Here is a 19,266-nt window from a genome sequence, read left to right as displayed (position 1 = left end):
GCGCGGCTCAGGATGCCGTGACTCGGGATGCCGTGGCTCGGGGTGCGCGGCTCGAAGGGCTGTCGTCCGGTCCCCGTCCGGTTCCCGGTGCCGTCAGGGGACGGCGGGTGCGGGGCGGAAGCGGCGGCGGTACTCGGCCGGAGAGGTACCGAGGGCCTTGACGAAGGCCCGGCGCATGGCCTCGGGCGTTCCGTAGCCGCTCGCGCGGGAGACGGACTCGACGCCGTCGCCGCCGTCCTCCAGCAGCCGCCGGGCGTGTTCCAGCCGGACCCGGTCCACGTACCGGCCGGGCGTGGTGCCGGTCTCCGCCTGGAAGGCACGGGCGAAGTGACGGGGCGACAGACCGGCGCGGGCGGCGAGCGACTCCACGCCCAGGTCCGCGCCCGGGTGCTCCGTGATCCACTGCTGGAGCTCGCGCAGCGGCGCCCGCCGTGCGGTCCGGACGGCCGGCTGCGCGCTGAACTGGGCCTGGTTGCCCGGCCTGCGCAGGAACACGACCAGGTGCCGGGCGACGGCCAGCGCGGCGTCCCGGCCCAGGTCCTCCTCCACCAGGGCGAGGGCGAGGTCGATGCCGGAGGTCACGCCCGCGGACGTGGCCACCCGCCCGTCGCGGACGTAGATCGGGTCGGGGTCGACCTCCACGGCCGGGTGGTCGCGCGCGAGCCGGTCGCTGTAGGCCCAGTGGGTGGTGACACGCCGGCCGTCCAGAAGGCCGGCCCGGGCGAGCAGGATCGCGCCGGTGCAGACCGAGACCAGCCGCCGGGCGCGTGGCCCGTGCTCGCGCACCCAGTCGGTCAGCCGCGGGTCCGCGTCCCTGGTGCCCCGGCCGCCGGGCACGACCAGGGTGTGCGGCTCGGGCGCGTCGGCGAGGGCCTGGTCCGGTACGACGGTCAGACCGCTGGACGTGCGCACGGGCGCCCCGTCCAGGGAGGCCGTGCGGATGCGGTACGTCCCCGGTACGTGCCGTTCGGCGCCCGCGAAGACCTCCACGGGGCCGGTGACGTCGAGGCTCTGGACCTGGTCGAAGAGGACGAGGAGGACGGTTCGCTGCGCCATGTCCACGATTCTTCGCCCACCCGGCGATGACCGCAATGACGAGTACCCCGCTTTTCCTGCCATGCGCCCGCGCACTGGAGGACGTACTGACCGGTTGGTAACCTGCGCGGCATGACAACTGCCGCCACCGACACCGCCACGGACCCGCGCGTCGGCCGCCGCTGCACCAGCGCGCTCAACTCACTGCACTCGACGCACTACTTCTCGCCCGACCTGGGCCGGGAGCTGGGCGCCCTCGGGGTCACCGACCACCGGGCGGTCAACTTCGCGGTGCGCGCCGCGGCGCTCGGCCCGGTGGGCGCCGGTGCGGTGACGGCCGCGTTCTACAACTACAAGCACGACCTCGTGGCCCGGCACGTGCCCGCCGTGTGGGAGACGGTCACACCCGGCCAGGCCCTGGCGGCACGCACGCGTGCCGTCGACGCGACCCTGCGCCGGCTGCTGGGCGAGGAGGCTCTGGCCTCCGCGGAGATGGCCGAGGCGGCCACCCTCGCCCTGCGTGCCGCCGAGGCCTGTTCGCGCAGCGCCCGTCCGCTGTACGCCGCCCACGCGGACCTGCCGGTGCCCGAGGCGCCGCACCTGGCCCTGTGGCACGCGGCGACCCTGCTGCGCGAGCACCGCGGCGACGGCCACCTCGCCGCCCTGCTGACCGCCGGCCTGGACGGCCTGGAGGCAGTGGTGACGCACACCGCGACCGGCAAGGGCATCGCCCCGAAGTGGGTCTTCACCACCCGGGGCTGGACCCGGGAGGAGTGGGACGCCGCGACCGACCGGCTGCGCGAGCGGGGTCTCGTCGACGGGGCGGGCGAACTGACCGAGGAGGGCTCGGCCCTGCGCGCCGAGGTCGAGCGGGAGACCGACCGGCTGGACGCGGCTCCCTACGCGCACCTCGGCCCTGAGGGTGTGGCACGCCTGACGGAACTCGCAACGGGTTTCGTGCGCACGGCACTCGGCGCGGGAGCCTTCCCTGCGGACCTGCTCGGCAAGGGGTGACACCGGCGGAGCCGGTGGCGCGGAACGCATGACGGCCGCGGACTCCGCGACGGCCGCGGAATCACGCGACGGCCGCGGGGACATGGCCGGGCGTACGAACGGGCATGCCGGGCCGGTCCGGAGGTACCCGTACTGCGCCCGGCCGACGGGGCCGGGCGCAGGACGAAAGGGGCTTGTCGTGTTCCGTGCCGTCGCAGACGTGCTGCGCCAGATCGGTGGCGCGGTCGCCACCGTGGTGACGCTTCCCTTCCGGGCGCTGGCCCGGCTCTTCGGCGGTGCCTCGTCCACCGCCCGGGGCCGCGGGGTGTGACCCGGGGATCAGGGCGCCGTCCGGTCCGACCGGCCCGGACGGCGCCCTGATCCCCGATTGTCGGTGCCGCCTGCCACAATTGCCGCGCAACCTCAGTGAGAAGGCGGTACGGGATCGTGACGACACCCGGGGCCAGCGCGGCCACCGACGCAAGGTCGATCGAGAGCAGGATCGCCGAGGAGCTCGGCGTACGGGAGCGGCAGGTGAAGGCCGCGGTGGAGCTGCTCGACGGCGGCTCGACCGTGCCCTTCATCGCGCGCTACCGCAAGGAAGCGACCGAGATGCTCGACGACGCGCAGCTGCGCACGCTCGAGGAGCGGCTGCGCTACCTGCGGGAGCTGGAGGAGCGGCGGACCGCGATCCTCGACTCGGTGCGTGAGCAGGGCAAGCTCACCGAGGAGCTGGAAGCGCGCATCCGCGGCGCGGAGACCAAGGCGCGCCTGGAGGACATCTACCTGCCGTTCAAGCCGAAGCGGCGGACGAAGGCGCAGATCGCGCGGGAGGCGGGTCTGGAGCCGCTGGCCGAGGGCCTGCTCACGGACCCGACGGTCGAACCCCTCGCCGCGGCGGCCGCGTTCGTGGACGCCGACAAGGCAGTGGCCGATCCGCAGGCCGCGCTGGACGGTGCCCGGGCGATCCTCACGGAGAAGTTCTCGGAGGACGCCGACCTGATCGGCGACCTGCGGGAGCGGATGTGGGGGCGCGGCCGGCTCGCCGCCCGGGTCAAGGAGGGCAAGGAGGAGGCCGGTGCCAAGTTCGCCGACTACTTCGACTTCGCCGAGCCCTTCACCGCGCTGCCCTCGCACCGGATCCTCGCGATGCTGCGCGGCGAGAAGGAGGACGTGCTCGACCTCGTCCTGGAGCCGGAGGAGGCCACGGACGGGCCGTCGTCGTACGAGGGCATCGTCGCGAACCGGTTCGGCATCGCCGACCGGGGGCGGCCCGCCGACAAGTGGCTCGGGGACACCGTCCGCTGGGCCTGGCGCACCCGCATCCTGGTGCACCTCGGCATCGACCTCAGGCTGCGGCTGCGCACGGCCGCCGAGGACGAGGCGGTCGACGTCTTCGCCGCCAACCTGCGCGACCTGCTGCTGGCCGCCCCGGCCGGCACCCGCGCGACGCTCGGCCTCGACCCCGGTTTCCGTACGGGCGTGAAGGTCGCCGTGGTCGACGCGACCGGCAAGGTGGTGGCCACCGACGTGATCCACCCGCACGTCCCGGCCAACCGGTGGGACGAGGCGATCGCCAAGCTGGCACGGCTCGCCGAGGACCACGCCGTCGACCTGGTCGCCATCGGCAACGGCACGGCGTCCAGGGAGACCGACAAGCTGGCCGGGGAGCTCATCTCCAGGCACCCGGAGCTGAAGCTCACCAAGGTGATGGTGTCCGAGGCGGGGGCCTCCGTGTACTCGGCGTCCGCCTTCGCCTCGCAGGAGCTCCCGGACATGGACGTCTCGCTGCGCGGCGCGGTGTCGATCGCCCGGCGGCTGCAGGACCCGCTGGCGGAACTGGTGAAGATCGACCCGAAGTCCATCGGCGTCGGTCAGTACCAGCACGACCTGTCCGAGGTGAAGCTGTCGCGCTCGCTGGACGCGGTGGTCGAGGACTGTGTGAACGGGGTGGGCGTGGACGTCAACACGGCGTCGGCCCCCCTGCTCTCCCGGGTCTCCGGCATCACCTCCGGCCTCGCCGAGAACATCGTCGCGCACCGTGACGCGAACGGGCCGTTCGGCTCCCGCACCGAGTTGAAGAAGGTGTCGCGGCTCGGCCCCAAGGCGTACGAGCAGTGCGCGGGGTTCCTGCGGATCCGGGGCGGCAGCGATCCGCTGGACGCGTCCAGCGTGCACCCCGAGGCGTATCCGGTGGTGCGCAGGATGGTGCGGACCACCGGGCAGGAGGTGGCCGGGCTGGTCGGCAACACGGCCGTGCTGCGGTCGCTGAGGCCGGACGAGTTCGTGGACGAGACGTTCGGGCTGCCGACGGTCACGGACATCCTCAAGGAGCTGGAGAAGCCGGGGCGCGACCCGCGGCCCGCGTTCCGGACGGCCAGCTTCAAGGAGGGCGTGGAGAAGATCGCCGACCTGTCGTCCGGGATGGTGCTGGAGGGCGTCGTCACGAACGTCGCGGCGTTCGGGGCGTTCGTGGACGTCGGTGTGCACCAGGACGGGCTGGTGCACGTGTCGGCCATGTCGAAGACGTTCGTGAAGGACCCGCGGGACGTGGTCAAGCCCGGGGACATCGTCAAGGTGAAGGTGCTGGACGTCGACATCCCGCGCAAGCGGATCTCGTTGACGCTGCGGTTGGACGACGAGGCTGCTCCGCAGGGTGCGCAGGGGCCCCGGGGGGAGCAGAAGCGGGAGCGGGGCGGTAAGCCGCCCCGGCAGCGGAAGGCCGCCGGCGGTGGAAAGGGCCGGCCCTCGGGCGGTGGCACGGCTCCGGCGAACGGGGCGATGGCTGACGCCCTGCGGCGGGCCGGGTTGGCGTAGGTACGAACCTGAGACCGGGCCCGCGGGCGGGCCGACCCGGCGCTGAGGCGCCGGGTCGGATGCCGCTGCCTGGAGCCGACCTGTTCCAAACGACGCCCCCTAGGCGGAGAGCTCCGTGACCTTGCCCTCCGCCACCTCCAGGCGGCGGGTCACCCTCACCGCGTTGAGCATGCGGCGGTCGTGGGTGACCAGGAGGAGCGTGCCCTCGTAGCTGTCCAGGGCCGATTCCAGTTGCTCGATGGCCGGGAGGTCCAGGTGGTTGGTCGGCTCGTCCAGGACCAGCAGGTTGACGCCGCTGCCCTGGAGCAGGGCCAGGGCGGCCCGGGTGCGTTCGCCGGGTGAGAGGGTCGACGCCGGACGCACGACGTGGTCGGCCTTGAGGGCGAACTTGGCCAGGAGGGTCCGGATGTCGGCCGGGTCCGTGTCCGGGAGGGCGGCGCGGAAGGCGTCCAGCAGGATCTCCGGGCCGTGGAAGAGCCCCCGGGCCTGGTCGACCTCGCCGAGCAGCACGCCGGAGCCGAGGGCCGCGTGTCCGGCGTCGAGCGGGACCCTGCCCAGGAGGGCACCGAGGAGGGTGGACTTGCCCGCGCCGTTGGCTCCCGTCACCGCCACCCGGTCCGCCCAGTCGATCTGGAGGGAGACCGGTCCGAGCGTGAACCCGCCGCGCCGGACCTCCGCCTCCCGCAGGGTGGCGACCACCGACCCCGAGCGGGGCGCCGAGGCGATCTCCATGCGCAGCTCCCACTCCTTGCGCGGCTCCTCGACGACCTCCAGGCGTTCGATCATGCGCTGGGTCTGACGGGCCTTGGCAGCCTGCTTCTCACTGGCCTCGCTGCGGAACTTGCGGCCGATCTTGTCGTTGTCCCCCGCCTTGCGCCGCGCGTTCTTGACGCCCTTGTCCATCCAGGCCCGCTGCGTCTGGGCGCGGTCCTGGAGGGCGGCGCGCCTGCCGGCGTACTCCTCGTACTCGTCCCGGGCGTGCCGGCGGGCCACCGCGCGTTCCTCCAGGTAGGCGTCGTAGCCACCGCCGTAGAGGTTGATCTGCTGCTGGGCGAGGTCGAGTTCGAGGACCTTGGTGACGGTGCGGGTGAGGAACTCGCGGTCGTGGCTGACCACGACGGTGCCCGCGCGCAGTCCGGTCACGAAGCGTTCGAGGCGCTCCAGGCCGTCCAGGTCGAGGTCGTTGGTCGGCTCGTCGAGCAGGAAGACGTCGTAGCGGGACAGCAGGAGGGAGGCGAGTCCCGCGCGGGCCGCCTGGCCGCCGGACAGGGACGTCATCGGCTGGTCCAGGCCGACGGCCAGGCCCAGGGAGCCGGCCACCTCCGCCGCCCGGTCGTCGAGGTCGGCGCCGCCGAGGGCCAGCCAGCGCTCCAGGCTCGTCGCGTAGGCGTCGTCGGCGCCGGGAGCGCCGTCGACCAGGGCCGCGGTGGCGTCGTCCATGGCGCGCTGGGCCTCGGTGACGCCGGTACGGCGGGCCAGGAACGCCCGGACGCTCTCCCCCGGCCTGCGCTCGGGCTCCTGCGGGAGGTGGCCGACGGTGGCGGCCGGCGGGGACAGGCTCAGGTCGCCCCGGTCGGGGGAGGTGAGGCCGGCGAGCATCCGCAGGAGGGTGGACTTGCCCGCGCCGTTGGCCCCGACGAGCCCGATGACGTCGCCGGGGGCGACCACGAGGTCGAGCCCGGTGAACAGGGAGCGGTCGCCGTGGCCTGCGGCGAGGTTCTTGGCGACGAGGGTGGCAGTCATCAGACCGTAGATCTTAGAGGGTGCCCGGATCGTGGCGGGTGCCCGCTCTCTGCCCGGTTCCGGCGTGGCATGATCCGCCGGGCAGGCCTTAACGTCGCCGGTGTGGAAACCGAACTGGATGACGAGGTCGTCGTGGTCGGCGGCGGGGTGATCGGGCTGACGACCGCCGTCGTGCTCGCCGAACGCGGCAGGCGGGTACGGCTGTGGACGCGGGAGCCCGTGGAGCGGACCACCTCGGTGGTCGCGGGCGGACTGTGGTGGCCGTACCGCATCGAGCCGGTCGCGCTGGCGCAGACGTGGGCGCTGCACTCCCTGGACGTGTACGAGGACCTGGCGGCCAGCCCCGGCCGGACGGGCGTGCGCATGGTCGAAGGGGTGCTCGGCGAGACCGGTCTGGACGAGGTGGGTGCCTGGGCTTCCGCCCGGCTGCCGGGGCTGCGCGCGTCGACGGCCGCGGAGTACGCCGGTACGGGCCTGTGGGCACGCTTGCCGCTCATCGACATGTCGACTCATCTGCCGTGGCTGCGCGAGCGGCTGCTGGCGGCGGGCGGGGTGGTCGAGACGCGCGCGGTGGCCGGTCTGGACGAGGTGCGGGCTCCGGTCGTGGTCAACTGCACCGGACTGGGCGCGCGGGAGCTGGTGCCCGATGCTGCGGTGCGCCCGGTGCGCGGACAACTGGTCGTCGTCGAGAATCCCGGCATCCGCACCTGGCTGGTCTCGGCCGACCAGTCCTCCGGTGCGACGACGTACTTCCTTCCGCAGCCCGGCCGGCTCCTGCTGGGCGGGACGGCCGAGGAGGACGACTGGTCCGCCGAGCCGGACCCCGGTGTCGCGGAGGCGATCCTGCGCCGGTGCGCGGCCCTGCGGCCCGAGATCGCGGAGGCACGGGTGCTGCGGCACCTGGTGGGGCTGCGGCCGGCCCGGCACGCGGTGCGGCTGGAGCGCGAGACGCTGCCCGACGGGCGGCTGCTGGTGCACAACTACGGTCACGGCGGCGCGGGCGTGACCGTGGCCTGGGGCTGCGCGCAGGAGGCTGCCGGGCTCGCCGACCGCCGGCAGAACTGACGGAGGCGGCAGAAGGGGGAGGACCGGCGCACCGGCGCAACCGACCGGGGCCGGCGATCGAGGTACTGACAGAGGCGGGCGATCGAGGTCCGGGCCCCGTCCGGGGTCCGCCCTCGATCGCCCGCCTCCCGCACCCGTCGGTGCCGGCCGCGTCAGTCGTGCCGGCCGATCGGGTCGCCCTCCACGTCCGTGCCGGGGCCGGGGCCGATCCGGATCTCGAACTCGCCCTCGTACTGCTTGTGTCCCTCGATGACGGCCAGTCCGACGGCCTCGGACGCCATTTCGCCGCGCACGATGAGCGGGTCACGGCGCAGGTCGCGCATGAGTGCGATACACATGAAGATCATCACGATGACGAAGGGCGCCGCCGCGAGGATCGTGAGGTTCTGCAGACCGGTGAGCGCGTCCGCCTCGCCGCTGCCGATCAGGAGCATGATCGCGGCGACCGCACCGGTCACCACACCCCAGAAGACCACGACCCATCGGCTGGGTTCGAGCGCGCCCTTCTGCGAGAGGGTGCCCATCACGATGGAGGCCGCGTCGGCGCCCGAGACGAAGAAGATGCCCACGAGGATCATCACCAGCAGGCTGCTGGCCGTGGCGATGGGGTACTCCTGCAGCACGGCGAAGAGCCGGCCCTCGGGGCTCGTGTCGTCGCCCAGCCGGTTCTGCTCCTGCAGCTTCATGGCCGAGCCGCCGAAGATCGCGAACCAGATCAGGCTGACCACGCTGGGGACGAGGATGACGCCGCCGATGAACTGGCGGATGGTCCGCCCCCGGCTGATGCGGGCGATGAACATGCCGACGAAGGGCGTCCAGGAGATCCACCACGCCCAGTAGAAGACCGTCCAGCTGCCCAGCCAGTCCGCGACGCCCTCGCCGCCGCTGATCTCGGTGCGGCCGGCCAGCTGGGGCAGGTCGCCGAGGAAGCCGAAGATCGACGTCGGCAGCAGGTCCAGGATGAGGATGGTCGGGCCCGCGACGAAGACGAACACGGCGAGCAGCAGGGCCAGCACCATATTGGTGTTGGACAGCCACTGGATGCCCTTCTCGACACCGGAGATCGCGGACGCCACGAACGCCACCGTCAGCACCGCGATGATGCCGACCAGCAGTCCGGTGCTGACCTTGTCCATCCAGTCGAGCTTCTCCACGCCGGAGCCGATCTGGAGCGCGCCGAGGCCCAGGGAGGCCGCCGAGCCGAAGATCGTCGCGATGATGGCGAGGATGTCGATGACCCGGCCGCTCGCGCCGTTGGCGTGCTTCTCACCGATGAGCGGGGTGAACACGGCGCTTATGGTCTGCCTGCGGCGCCTGCGGAAGGTGCTGTAGGCGATGCCGAGCCCGACCACCGCGTAGATCGCCCACGGATGGAGCGTCCAGTGGAACAGTGTGGTGGCCATGGCCGACTCCATGCTCTCGCCGGAGTCGGCGGGGCTGGTGCCGGGCGGGGCCGTGGTGTAGTGCGCCAGCGGCTCGCTGACGCCCCAGAACATCAGGCCGATGCCCATGCCCGCGCTGAACATCATGGCGATCCACGACACCGTGCGGAACTCGGGCTCCTCGCCCTCCGCGCCGAGGTGGATGCGGCCGTACCGGCTGGCCGCGAGCCAGAGGGCGAAGACCACGAAACCGGAGGCGGCGAGGGTGAACGCCCAGCCGCCGTTGTGCATCAGCCCGCTGAGCATGCTGCTGGAGGCGTCCTCCAGCGAGTCGGTGGCGACCCCGCCCCAGACGACGAACGCGAGCGTCAGAGCGGCCGTGACACCGAAGACGATGCGGTCGGTGTGGGGCTTGTGCTCCTGCCCCGGCAGGCCTGCCTCCGAGCCCGGCAGTGTGCCTCGCTCGTGCTGTTCCTTGTCGCTTGGTCGCTCACTTGGTCGATCCTGCGTCACAGGCGGCACCTTTCAAGTCGGTCAGGCAGAAAATAGTCCTCCGCCGCCCCGTTACCACGCGCGACGCGCATCTCACCTTCTCAGCAGTGGGTGTCCGGCTCCCCCGCCGTGAGGTGATACGTCGCCCGCTCGTCCAGGAGCAGAGGCACCAGCGCCCGCAGCGGCTGGCGCAGCGGCACATAGGCGCCCTTCTCCCCGGCCGGACGCACATGTACACCGTGCAGGGCGAGTTGTTCCCGAATCGCTGTGTACTGGGAAGACGTCCGCGGGTGGCCGCAGGTCGGGTCTTTGACGGCCTCGGCGGGTCCGGCCGGGTCGTTGTCCGCGCCGCCGAGGTACACGACCCCCTTGTCCCGGCCTCCGGCCCGCCGGGCCGCCGCGGTCGCCGCCTCGATCCGGCCGCGGCGCCGGTCGGCGAGGCGGAGGACGGCGTCCAGGGCCACGAGCAGGGAGTCCACCGCACAGCGGTGCGCTCCAGGAAGTGCCGGGTGGTGCCGATGCGGTCGACGGTGACCCGGTCGCTCGCCCGGTCGGCCGCGGCGGCCGGCGTCTGCTCCTCGGGCTGGGTGGTCCAGCGGGCGCCGTGCGTCTTCTCGAAGCCGGTGCGGGGCGGGTGGCGTGCGGTGTGTCGTCCGGGTGGGCCGGCGCGGTGAGCGGGGGCGCGACGAGGGCCGCGGTGTCACGGCGAGAGCACTCGGGCGGTGCATCGTGCTCCCTTCGGTGCGCGGTGGGTCGTACGGGGGCCGGCTCGCGGCGGCGGGCAGGGGCGGCGGGCGGCGCAGTCGCGGCGGTGCCGCGGATGCACGGCGGGCGGGCCGATGTGCCGGCGCGGCGCGCCCCGCCTCGTGTGACGGCGTGACGGTGTGACGGCGTGACGGCGTGACGGCGTGACGGCGTGACGGCGTGACGGCGTCAGGATCCCCTGCCGAGGGGCCTCCGGATCTTTCGGCGCGTGCGTACCGGCATGCGCGGGACGGTACATCGGCCGACTTCTGTACAGAAGGGGGCAGGAAGTGACCGATGACGGCCGGATGGCGATCGTGTGACAGAGGTGACCGTGGACATGACGACGTGCAGGGGAGCTGAATAGGCTCCGAACAGTCTTCGTGCCCCTACGACTTGGAGCTTTCGTGCACCTCAGATTCATCGTGCCGGGCGCACTGGGCGCCGCCACCCTCATGCTGGCGGTCCCCGCGTCGGCGGCGGCCCACTCCCCCGGCGCTCCGGGCATCGGCGACCCCTACTACCCGGCCTACGGCAACGGCGGATACGACGTCTCGCACTACGACCTGCGCCTGAAGTACCAGCCGGACACGGACCGGCTGGAGGGGACGGCGACGATCCTGGCCCGCACCACCGAGGACCTGTCGCGGTTCAACCTCGACTTCCTGCTGGACGTCGGCGAGGTCCGGGTGAACGGTGCGAAGGCGTCGTTCACGACCTCGGGCGAGCAGGAGCTGGAGATCACCCCGGCGAAGCCGCTGGACAAGGACACGCCCCTCACCGTGGTCGTCCGCTACAGCGGTGTGCCGTCCTCGAAGCAGGCGTTCGGCTTCACCAGCTGGCACCGCACCCCGGACGGCGGGGTCGCCGCGAACGAGCCCGAGGCGGCGGCCTGGTGGTTCCCCAGCAACGACCACCCGTTGGACAAGGCCACCTACGACGTGTCGGTGCAGGTGCCGGACGGCACCCAGGCGATCTCCAACGGAACCCTCCAGTCGACCAGTTCGCGGCTGGGCTGGACGCGCTGGAACTGGCGCTCGGACCAGCCGCAGGCCACGTACCTCGCCACGCTGGCGATCGGCAAGTTCGACCTCACCACCGGCACCACCGAGAGCGGCATCCCGGTCGTCAACGCCTACAGCAAGGACCTGGGCGCGAACGACGGCGCGGCGCGGGCCAGCGTCGAGCGGAGCGCGGAGGTCGCCGACTGGCTGAGCGGGTACTTCGGCCCCTACCCCTACGACGCGCTCGGCGGCTATGTGCCGAACACGGACACCGGGTACGCGCTGGAGACCCAGACCCGGCCGTTCTACAGCCCGCGGCAGTTCGCGAACGGGTCGAACGTGTCCGTCGTCGTGCACGAGCTGGCCCACCAGTGGTACGGCGACCTGGTCTCCCTGCGCGGCTGGAAGGACATCTGGATCAACGAGGGCTTCGCGCGCTACGCCCAGTGGCTGTGGTCCGAGCACGAGGGCGAGGGCACGGCGCAGGAGCTGGCGGACTACACGTACGCCTCGTACCCGGCGGACGACCCGTTCTGGACGGTGAAGCCGGGTGACCCCGGGCCGGAGAACCAGTTCGACACCGCCGTCTACGACCGGGGCGCACTCGCCGTGCAGGCGCTGCGCAACGAGATCGGCGACGAGGCCTTCTTCACGGTCCTGAAGGGATGGCCCGCCAAGTACGCCCACGGCAACGCTTCGGTCGCCGACTTCCAGCGGTACGCCGAGGAGGTGTCCGGCACACCGCTGGCCGCGCTGTTCGACACCTGGCTGTTCCAGCCGTCGAAGCCGGACGCCGCGACCGCCCGCGCACAGTCCCTCGCGAAGGCGTCCGGCACGCCCGCCCAGCCCCGTTCGTGGCGGAAGATCGCCGCGACGAACGGCATCCACGAGCACGGACACTGACGCTCCGAGCTAGACGCCGTCCCCGTGGTCGTAGACGGTCACGGGGACACCGCGTTCCGTCAGCCGCCCGGTGATCAGCGGCTCGACACGGGACCACTTGCCGCCGGCCAGGCCGCAGCCTATGCGGGGCATGTGCACGGACGCCTTCAGCTCGGCCGCCCGGTCGGCCACGTGGCCGAGGGCCCTGTCGATGGCCTCGTAGCGCACGGGGACGCCCTTGCTTCCGGTGCGCGTGCCGCGCTGGCCGATCATGTTGGCCACCCACACGTACTGCTCGACCTGCACGAACTGCACGGCGCCCAGACCGAAGTCGTTGGCCGCGCGGTCGCGGTGCCAGACGCGGTAGGCCGCCTCCGGCTCGGGCCAGCGGCGGGAGACCGCCAGGACGAAGCCCTTGCCCCAGCCGCCGAGGTCGTTGCAGACGTGGGCGATCAGCTTGACGCCCTTGACCGACGGCACGGTGGCATCACCCCGGACATACCTGATTCCTGACATGACGCCACCGTAGAGGCCGCCACCGACAGCACCCCCCGCAGTCTTCGTGCTGCTCCGTCCCGGTCCTCGTGCTACTCGGGCCGCCCGGCGCGCTCGCGTCGGGCGTTCTCCGTGACCCGGCGTCGGACGCCGAACCAGCCCGCGACCAGCATCACCGCGATGACCGGGACGAGGAGGAGTGTCTTGCGGCCGACCTCGGCGTCGTTCCACATCAGGACCAGCACGGCCAGCAGGAAGGCGATCGTGACGCTCTCCGTGACGGGGCTGCCCGGCAGCCGGAACCGCGGGCGGGTGACGAGCCCGGAGCGCGCCCGGCGGACGAAGACCAGGTGGCAGATCATGATGATCACCCAGGTGCTGATGATGCCGAGCGAGGCGACGTTCAGCACGATCTCGAAGGCCTTGCTCGGCACCAGGTAGTTCAGTCCGACGCCGAGGACGCAGACCGCGCAGGTGAGCAGGATGCCGCCGTAGGGGACCTGGCTGCGGCTCATGACGGACGTGAACCTCGGCGCGGAGCCTGCGGTCGCCATGGAGCGCAGGATGCGGCCGGTGGAGTACAGGCCGGAGTTCAGGGACGACATCGCCGCGGTGAGGACGACCAGGTTCATCACGTCCCCTGCCGCCGGGACGCCGATCTTCGACAGGACGGTGACGAACGGGCTCTCGTCGCCGGAGTAGAGCGAGCCCGGCAGCAGCAGGGCCAGCAGGACGACCGAGCCGACGTAGAACAGGGCGACGCGCCACATGATGGAGTTGACCGCGCGCGGGACGACCTTCTCCGGCTCGGCGGTCTCGCCCGCGGCGACGCCGACCAGCTCCAGGGCGGCGTAGGAGAAGATCACGCCCTGCATGACGACGATGACGGGCATCAGACCCTGCGGGAAGAGACCGCCGTGGTCGGTGATCATGCTCGGGCCCGGGGTGTGACCGCCCACATCGTGCTGGGTCGCGAGCAGGAAGACGCCGATCAGCATGAAGCCGACGAGCGTGGCCACCTTGACGATCGCGAACCAGAACTCCATCTCGCCGAAGATCTTCACGGAGATGAGGTTCACGGCGAGGACCACCGCGAGGGCGACCAGGGCGAGCACCCACTGCGGGATGCTCGTGAACATGCTCCAGTAGTGCGTGTAGAGGGCGATCGCCGTGATGTCGGCGATACCGGTGGTCGACCAGTTCAGGAAGTACATCCAGCCGGCGACGTAGGCGCCCTTCTCGCCGAGGAACTCGCGCGCGTACGACACGAACGAGCCGGAGGAGGGACGGTAGAGGACCAGCTCACCGAGGGCCCTGACGACGAAGAAGGCGAAGACGCCGCAGACGAGGTAGGCGATCGCGAGTGCCGGGCCCGCGTCGCGCAGGCGCCCGCCGGCGCCGAGGAAGAGGCCGGTGCCGATCGCGCCGCCGATGGCGATCATGTTGACGTGGCGGGCCTTGAGGTCCTTGCTGTAACCGGCGTCGCCCGCGTCCGCGGGGATGGTCCCGGCCGCCTGCGGAGGGGCGGCGGCCTGTGCCGTGTCGACGGCGTCCTTGCTCACGGGTGGTTCCACTCTCTGGTGCCTCGGGCAGGGTGCGCCCGAGTCGTCCGTACCTGTTGCGGGCCCGCACCACCCAGTGACGGCACAGACCAGGACGGCACCTTCCCACGACGCCGCAAGCGCATGCGGTGTCGCGTGCCACACAGCGTGACTTCTCACAAGATCCGCCCACCGCCTGCACCAGGGGGCGTCGCTTGGATCAGGCCGGCTCCAGGCTGCGGTGCCTTGTTGCCGACCCGAGCGGGGCGACGGGGGTCCCTCCCGCGCGAGCGAAGCCGAACATGGCGGGAGCGTGCGGCTGTAAGGCGGAGGAGGGCGAAAGGGCGGAGCCCCGGCAACCGACGACGACGCGGCAGGAGGTGATCCGGAGGGGCGCGAGAGGTTTCACAGTGCTGGTGAGACAGCGATACTGCTGCACATGACGACGACCGACACCGAGGAGCCGACCCTCACGATCGACGAGCTGGCCGCGCGGACCGGCGTCACGGTGCGGACGGTCCGCTTCTACGGCACCAGAGGGCTGCTGCCGCCGCCGGTGCTCGGTCCGCGCCGGGTGGGCCACTACGGCAGGGAGCACCTGGCCCGGCTCGCGCTGATCGACGAGCTGCAGCACCAGGGCATGACCCTGGCCGCCATCGAGCGCTACCTCAACCGGCTGCCGGACGGCCTGAGCCCCCACGAGCTGGCGCTGCACCGCGCGGTGGTCGCCTCCTGGGCGCCGGAGACGGTCGAGCTCGTCACGCGTGACGAGCTGCACCGGCGGGCGGGCCGGCCGCTGACGGACGCGGAGGTGGACCGGCTGGCGGCGATGGACGTCGTCACCCGCGTCACGGAGGCGGACCCGCCGGGCGGCGACGCGTACCGGGTCGACGCCGGGCTGCTCAGGCTCGGCGTCGAGCTGCTGGACGTGCCCTTCTCCCCCGAGACGGTGCTCGCCGCCCGCAGCGCCCTGCTGGAGCACTCGCGGGCCGCGGCGCGTGATCTGTCGCGGCTGCTGCGCGACGCGGTGGCCGAACGCGACGCGCCGGAGGTGCGGTCCCTGTCGGCGCACATGCACCCGCTGGTGGTGCAGGCACTTCTGACGACCTTCCAGCGGTCGCTGCGCGAGGCACTGCGGGAGTGGCTGGACGCGGACGGAGCAGAGGGCAAGGGCAGCCGAGACGACCAGGACCGAGGCGGAGGCGACGGGGGCTGAGGCGGCGAGGGCCGCGGCGGCGGTGGCGAAGGGCTGACGCGGCGGGGACCGGGGCGGAGGTGGCGAGGAACTGAGACGGCGGGGACCGGAGCGGAGGTGGCGGGGACCGGAGCGGCGTCGTCCGGGTCCCCGCCGCGGCTGCCTCAGCGGCCGTCCGTGAAGACCTCCCCCTTCTCGGCCTTCTCCACCAGCAGCGCGGGCGGCGCGAAGCGCTCGCCGTAGCGGTCGGCCAGCTCGCGGGCGCGTGCAACGAAGCCGGGCAGGCCCACCCCGGCCCCCGCTCCGGCTCCGGCTCCGGCTCCGGCTCCGGCATCGGCATCGGCACCGCCGTCGTAGCCGTTGATGTACTGCAGGACGCCGCCGGTCCAGCCCGGGAAACCGATGCCGAAGATCGAGCCGATGTTGGCGTCGGCGACGGAGGTCAGTACCCCCTCCTCCAGGAGCCTGACGGTGTCGAGCGCCTCCGAGAAGAGCATGCGCTCCTGCATGTCGGCGAAGGGGATCTCGTGTCCGGGCCGGGTGAAGTGCTCCCGCAGCCCCGGCCAGAGCCCGGCGCGCTTCCCGTCCTCGCCGTACTCGTAGAACCCGGCGCCCCCGGCGCGACCGGGCCGCTCGAACTCGTCGACCATGCGGTCGATGACGGCCTCGGCGGGGTGCGGGGTCCAGGTGCCGCCCGCCTCCTCCACGGCGCGCCTCGTCTCGCCCCGGATCCTGCGCGGGAGGGTGAGGGTCAGCTCGTCCATGAGGGACAGCACCTTCGCCGGGTAACCGGCCTGCGCCGCCGCCTGTTCCACGGACGCGGGCTCGATGCCCTCGCCGACCATCGCCACGCCCTCGTTCATGAAGTGCCCGATGACGCGGGACGTGAAGAAGCCGCGCGAGTCGTTGACCACGATCGGTGTCTTCCTGATCTGCCGGACCAGGTCGAAGGCGCGGGCCAGCGCCTCGTCCCCGGTCCGTCCGCCCCTGATGATCTCCACCAGCGGCATCTTGTCGACGGGCGAGAAGAAGTGCAGCCCGATGAAGTCGCCCTGCCGCTCGACACCCTCGGCCAGCGCCGTGATGGGCAGCGTCGAGGTGTTGGAGCACAGCAGCGCGTCCGGGGCCACCACATGCTCGATCTCCTGGAACACCTTGTGCTTGAGCGAGGTGTCCTCGAACACGGCCTCGATCACCACGTCGCAGCCCGCCAGGTCGGCGGCCTCGGCGGTCGGCGTGATCCGGGCGAGCAGGGCGTCCGCCTCCTCCCGGCTCGTACGGCCCTTCGCGACGGCCTTGGCGCACAGCTTCTCGGAGTAGCCCTTGCCCTTCACGGCCGCCGCCGTGGAGACGTCCTTCAGGACCACGTCGATCCCCGCGCGGGCGCACGAGTAGGCGATGCCCGCGCCCATCATCCCCGCGCCCAGCACGGCCACCCTGGTGACCTCGCGGGTCTCGAAGCCCTTCGGGCGGTTCGCACCCGAGTTGACCGCCTGGAGGTCGAAGAAGAAGGCCTGGATCATGTTCTTCGAGGTCTGTCCGGCGGCCAGCTCGACGAAGTAGCGGGCCTCGACGACCTGGGCGGTCTCGAAGTCGACCTGGGCGCCCTCGACGGCGGCGGCCATGATGTTGCGCGGCGCCGGGTAGGGCGCGCCGTTGGTCTGCTTGCGCAGGTTGGCAGGGAAGGCGGGGAGGTTGGCCGCGAACTTGGGGTTGCTGGGCGTGCCGCCGGGGATGCGGTAGCCGGGCCTGTCCCAGGGCTGGGCGGACTCCGGGTGGGCGTCGATGAAGGCGCGGGCCTTGGCGAGCATGTCCTCGCGGCTGTCGGCGACCTCGTCGACCAGGCCGTTCTCCAGGGCGCGGCGCGGGTTGTACTGGGTGCCCTGGAGGAGGACCTTCAGCAGGGCGTCGGCGATGCCGAGCATCCGGACGGTGCGGACGACGCCGCCGCCTCCGGGGAGCAGACCGAGGGTGACCTCGGGACAGCCGATCTTGGAGCCGGGTGTGTCGAGGGCGACGCGGTGGTGGCAGGCGAGGGCGATCTCGTAACCGCCGCCGAGGGCCGCGCCGTTCATGGCGGCGACGACGGGCTTGCCGAGGGTCTCGATGCGGCGCAGGTTCCGCTTGATGGCCATGCCGCCGTCGAAGAGGTCCTGGGCGGTCTCCGGGGTGACGCGGATCAGGTCGCGCAGGTCGCCGCCGGCGAAGAAGGTCTTCTTGGCGGAGGTGACGACGACGCCGCGGATCGAGTCCTTCTCGGCCTCCAGGCGGTCGGTGACCGCGGCCAGCGACTCGCGGAACGCCTGGTTCATGGTGTTCGCGGACTGGTCGGGGTCGTCGAGGACGAGGGTGACGACGCCGGTGTCGTCCTGTTCCCAGCGGATGGTGGTGGGCTCGGTGCTCATGAGGGTGTGCTCCAGGTGATCCGTCGTGACCGTCGGGAAGGGCCGTCGGGAGAGGCTGTCGGAAGTGAGGCCGTCGGAACTGAGGCTGTCGGAAGTGAGGCCGTCGGAAGAGGCGCGAGCGAGGCAGTCGGGGAAGACCATCGGGCGAAGCCGCCGGGAGGCCGTCAGGAGAGGCCGGCGGGGGTCAGAGGCGCTCGACGATCGTGGCGACGCCCATGCCGCCGCCCACGCACAGGGTGGCGAGGCCGTAGCGCTTGTCCTGGCGCTCCAGTTCGTCGACGAGCATGCCGAGGATCATCGCGCCGGTGGCGCCGAGGGGGTGCCCGAGCGCGATCGCGCCGCCGTTGACGTTGACCTTGTCCAGGGACAGGCCCATGTCCTTGACGAAGCGCAGGACGACTGCGGCGAACGCCTCGTTGATCTCGACGAGGTCGATGTCGTCGATGGTCAGTCCTGCCTTGGCCAGTGCCTTGCGGGTGGCCGGGGCCGGTCCGGTGAGCATGATGGTGGGCTCGGAGCCGGAGACGGCGGCGGAGACGATCCGGGCACGCGGGACGAGGCCGTGGCGGTCGCCGACCTCCTTGGAGCCGATGGCGACGAGGGAGGCGCCGTCGACGATGCCGGAGGAGTTGCCCGCGTGGTGGACGTGGTCGATCCTCTCGACCCGGTGGTACTTCTGCAGCGCCACGGCGTCGAAGCCGCCGAGCTCCCCGATGTCGGCGAAGGACGGCTTGAGCTTCGCGAGGGAGTCGGCGGTGGTGCCGGGCCGGAGGTGCTCGTCGTGGTCGAGGACGGTGAGGCCGGCGCGGTCCTTCACCGGCACGACGGAGCGGTCGAAGCGCCCCTCCTTCCAGGCGGTGGCCGCGCGCTCCTGGGAGACGGCGGCATACTCGTCGACGTCGCGGCGGGAGAAGCCCTCCAGGGTGGCGATCAGGTCGGCGCCGATGCCCTGAGGGACGAAGTTGGTGGCGAGGTTGGTCATCGGGTCGTTGAACCAGGCACCCCCGTCCGAGGCCATCGGGACGCGGGACATGGACTCGACACCGCCCGCGAGCACCAGGTCCTCCCAGCCTGAACGGACCTTCGCCGCCGCCAGGTTGACGGCCTCCAGGCCCGAGGCGCAGAAGCGGTTCTCCTGGACGCCCGCCACCGTGTCCGGCAGACCCGCGGCGATCGCCGCGATGCGCGCGATGTCGGAGCCCTGGTCGCCCACCGGGCCGACCACACCGAGCACGATGTCGTCGACGGCGGCCGGGTCCAGGCCGGGGAAGCGGGCGCGGATCTCGTGGATGAGGCCGACGACCAGGTCGATCGGCTTCGTGCCGTGCAGGGCGCCGTTCGCCTTGCCGCGTCCGCGCGGGGTGCGGATCGCGTCGTACACGTACGCTTCGGTGCTCACTGGCAGGCCTTTCACTGGGAGTTGTGCTCTGCGGGGTCGGGTACGGAGCCGGGGCGGGGCCCCGGCTCCGTACC

13 protein-coding genes and 1 pseudogene are annotated in these 19,266 nt (G+C 72.2%); 6 read left to right on the top strand and 8 right to left on the bottom strand.

Translation table 11 applies throughout. The features are described 5' to 3' along the window. Nucleotides 1-93: 93 nt before the first annotated feature. Complete coding sequence (locus HZS56_RS12075) at nucleotides 94-1,056, bottom strand: GlxA family transcriptional regulator (protein WP_216720677.1); 963 nt, start codon at nucleotides 1,054-1,056, stop codon at nucleotides 94-96. A 111-nt stretch (nucleotides 1,057-1,167) separates the two neighbouring features. On the opposite strand from HZS56_RS12075, the gene HZS56_RS12070 reads away from it, so the two are divergent. The 3 genes from HZS56_RS12070 (at nucleotide 1,168) to HZS56_RS12065 (ending at nucleotide 4,845) form a co-directional block, all read left to right on the top strand. Then, the gene (locus HZS56_RS12070) at nucleotides 1,168-2,049 is read left to right on the top strand and encodes an SCO6745 family protein (protein WP_216720676.1); all 882 of its coding nucleotides are present in this window, start codon (nucleotides 1,168-1,170) and stop codon (nucleotides 2,047-2,049) included. Nucleotides 2,050-2,227: 178 nt separating this feature from the next. Then, nucleotides 2,228-2,359 (top strand): LPFR motif small protein, encoded by a 132-nt coding sequence (locus tag HZS56_RS38150; RefSeq protein ID WP_308408061.1) that lies wholly within the window; start codon nucleotides 2,228-2,230, stop codon nucleotides 2,357-2,359. Between the two features lie 116 nt (nucleotides 2,360-2,475). After that, nucleotides 2,476-4,845 (top strand): Tex family protein, encoded by a 2,370-nt coding sequence (locus tag HZS56_RS12065; RefSeq protein WP_216720675.1) that lies wholly within the window; start codon nucleotides 2,476-2,478, stop codon nucleotides 4,843-4,845. A 99-nt stretch (nucleotides 4,846-4,944) separates the two neighbouring features. Here the strand turns inward: HZS56_RS12065 and HZS56_RS12060 are convergent, their stop codons facing one another. Beyond that, nucleotides 4,945-6,588 (bottom strand): ABC-F family ATP-binding cassette domain-containing protein, encoded by a 1,644-nt coding sequence (locus tag HZS56_RS12060; protein WP_216720674.1) that lies wholly within the window; start codon nucleotides 6,586-6,588, stop codon nucleotides 4,945-4,947. A gap of 102 nt (nucleotides 6,589-6,690) precedes the next feature. Between HZS56_RS12060 and HZS56_RS12055 the strand changes: the two genes are divergently transcribed. After that, nucleotides 6,691-7,653 (top strand): FAD-dependent oxidoreductase, encoded by a 963-nt coding sequence (locus tag HZS56_RS12055; RefSeq protein ID WP_216720673.1) that lies wholly within the window; start codon nucleotides 6,691-6,693, stop codon nucleotides 7,651-7,653. 152 nt (nucleotides 7,654-7,805) lie between these two features. Here the strand turns inward: HZS56_RS12055 and HZS56_RS12050 are convergent, their stop codons facing one another. Together HZS56_RS12050 and HZS56_RS12045 are read right to left on the bottom strand one after the other, a co-directional pair. Continuing rightward, nucleotides 7,806-9,548, bottom strand: coding sequence for a BCCT family transporter (locus HZS56_RS12050; RefSeq protein WP_216720672.1), 1,743 nt, complete (start codon nucleotides 9,546-9,548; stop codon nucleotides 7,806-7,808). A gap of 80 nt (nucleotides 9,549-9,628) precedes the next feature. Then, a pseudogene (locus HZS56_RS12045) lies at nucleotides 9,629-10,027 on the bottom strand (carboxypeptidase); the annotation flags it as partial. A gap of 651 nt (nucleotides 10,028-10,678) precedes the next feature. Between HZS56_RS12045 and HZS56_RS12040 the strand changes: the two are divergent. Further along, nucleotides 10,679-12,178, top strand: coding sequence for a M1 family metallopeptidase (locus HZS56_RS12040; RefSeq protein WP_216720670.1), 1,500 nt, complete (start codon nucleotides 10,679-10,681; stop codon nucleotides 12,176-12,178). 9 nt (nucleotides 12,179-12,187) lie between these two features. Here the strand turns inward: HZS56_RS12040 and HZS56_RS12035 are convergent, their stop codons facing one another. Beyond that, nucleotides 12,188-12,673: a macro domain-containing protein gene (locus HZS56_RS12035; protein ID WP_216720669.1), complete on the bottom strand. Its 486-nt coding sequence runs from the start codon at nucleotides 12,671-12,673 to the stop codon at nucleotides 12,188-12,190. A 71-nt stretch (nucleotides 12,674-12,744) separates the two neighbouring features. Continuing rightward, nucleotides 12,745-14,214: an amino acid permease gene (locus HZS56_RS12030; protein WP_216720668.1), complete on the bottom strand. Its 1,470-nt coding sequence runs from the start codon at nucleotides 14,212-14,214 to the stop codon at nucleotides 12,745-12,747. A gap of 418 nt (nucleotides 14,215-14,632) precedes the next feature. Between HZS56_RS12030 and HZS56_RS12025 the strand changes: the two genes are divergently transcribed. Then, nucleotides 14,633-15,409 carry a MerR family transcriptional regulator gene (locus HZS56_RS12025; protein ID WP_216720667.1) on the top strand — a complete coding sequence of 259 codons (777 nt, stop codon included), beginning with the start codon at nucleotides 14,633-14,635 and terminating at the stop codon, nucleotides 15,407-15,409. A gap of 143 nt (nucleotides 15,410-15,552) precedes the next feature. On the opposite strand, the gene HZS56_RS12020 is transcribed toward HZS56_RS12025, so the two are convergent. Next, on the bottom strand, nucleotides 15,553-17,793 hold the full coding sequence (locus HZS56_RS12020; protein ID WP_216720666.1) for a 3-hydroxyacyl-CoA dehydrogenase NAD-binding domain-containing protein: 2,241 nt from the start codon (nucleotides 17,791-17,793) through the stop codon (nucleotides 15,553-15,555). A 184-nt stretch (nucleotides 17,794-17,977) separates the two neighbouring features. Next, the gene (locus tag HZS56_RS12015) at nucleotides 17,978-19,192 is read right to left on the bottom strand and encodes an acetyl-CoA C-acetyltransferase (RefSeq protein WP_216720665.1); all 1,215 of its coding nucleotides are present in this window, start codon (nucleotides 19,190-19,192) and stop codon (nucleotides 17,978-17,980) included. Between the last annotated feature and the right edge of the window lie 74 nt (nucleotides 19,193-19,266).

The organism is Streptomyces mayonensis, from assembly GCF_018982965.1.
GTDB classification, from domain to species: Bacteria; Actinomycetota; Actinomycetes; order Streptomycetales; family Streptomycetaceae; genus Streptomyces; species Streptomyces mayonensis.
Note: the sequence above shows the minus strand (reverse complement) of the source record. Positions and strands in the feature narration are given on the sequence as shown.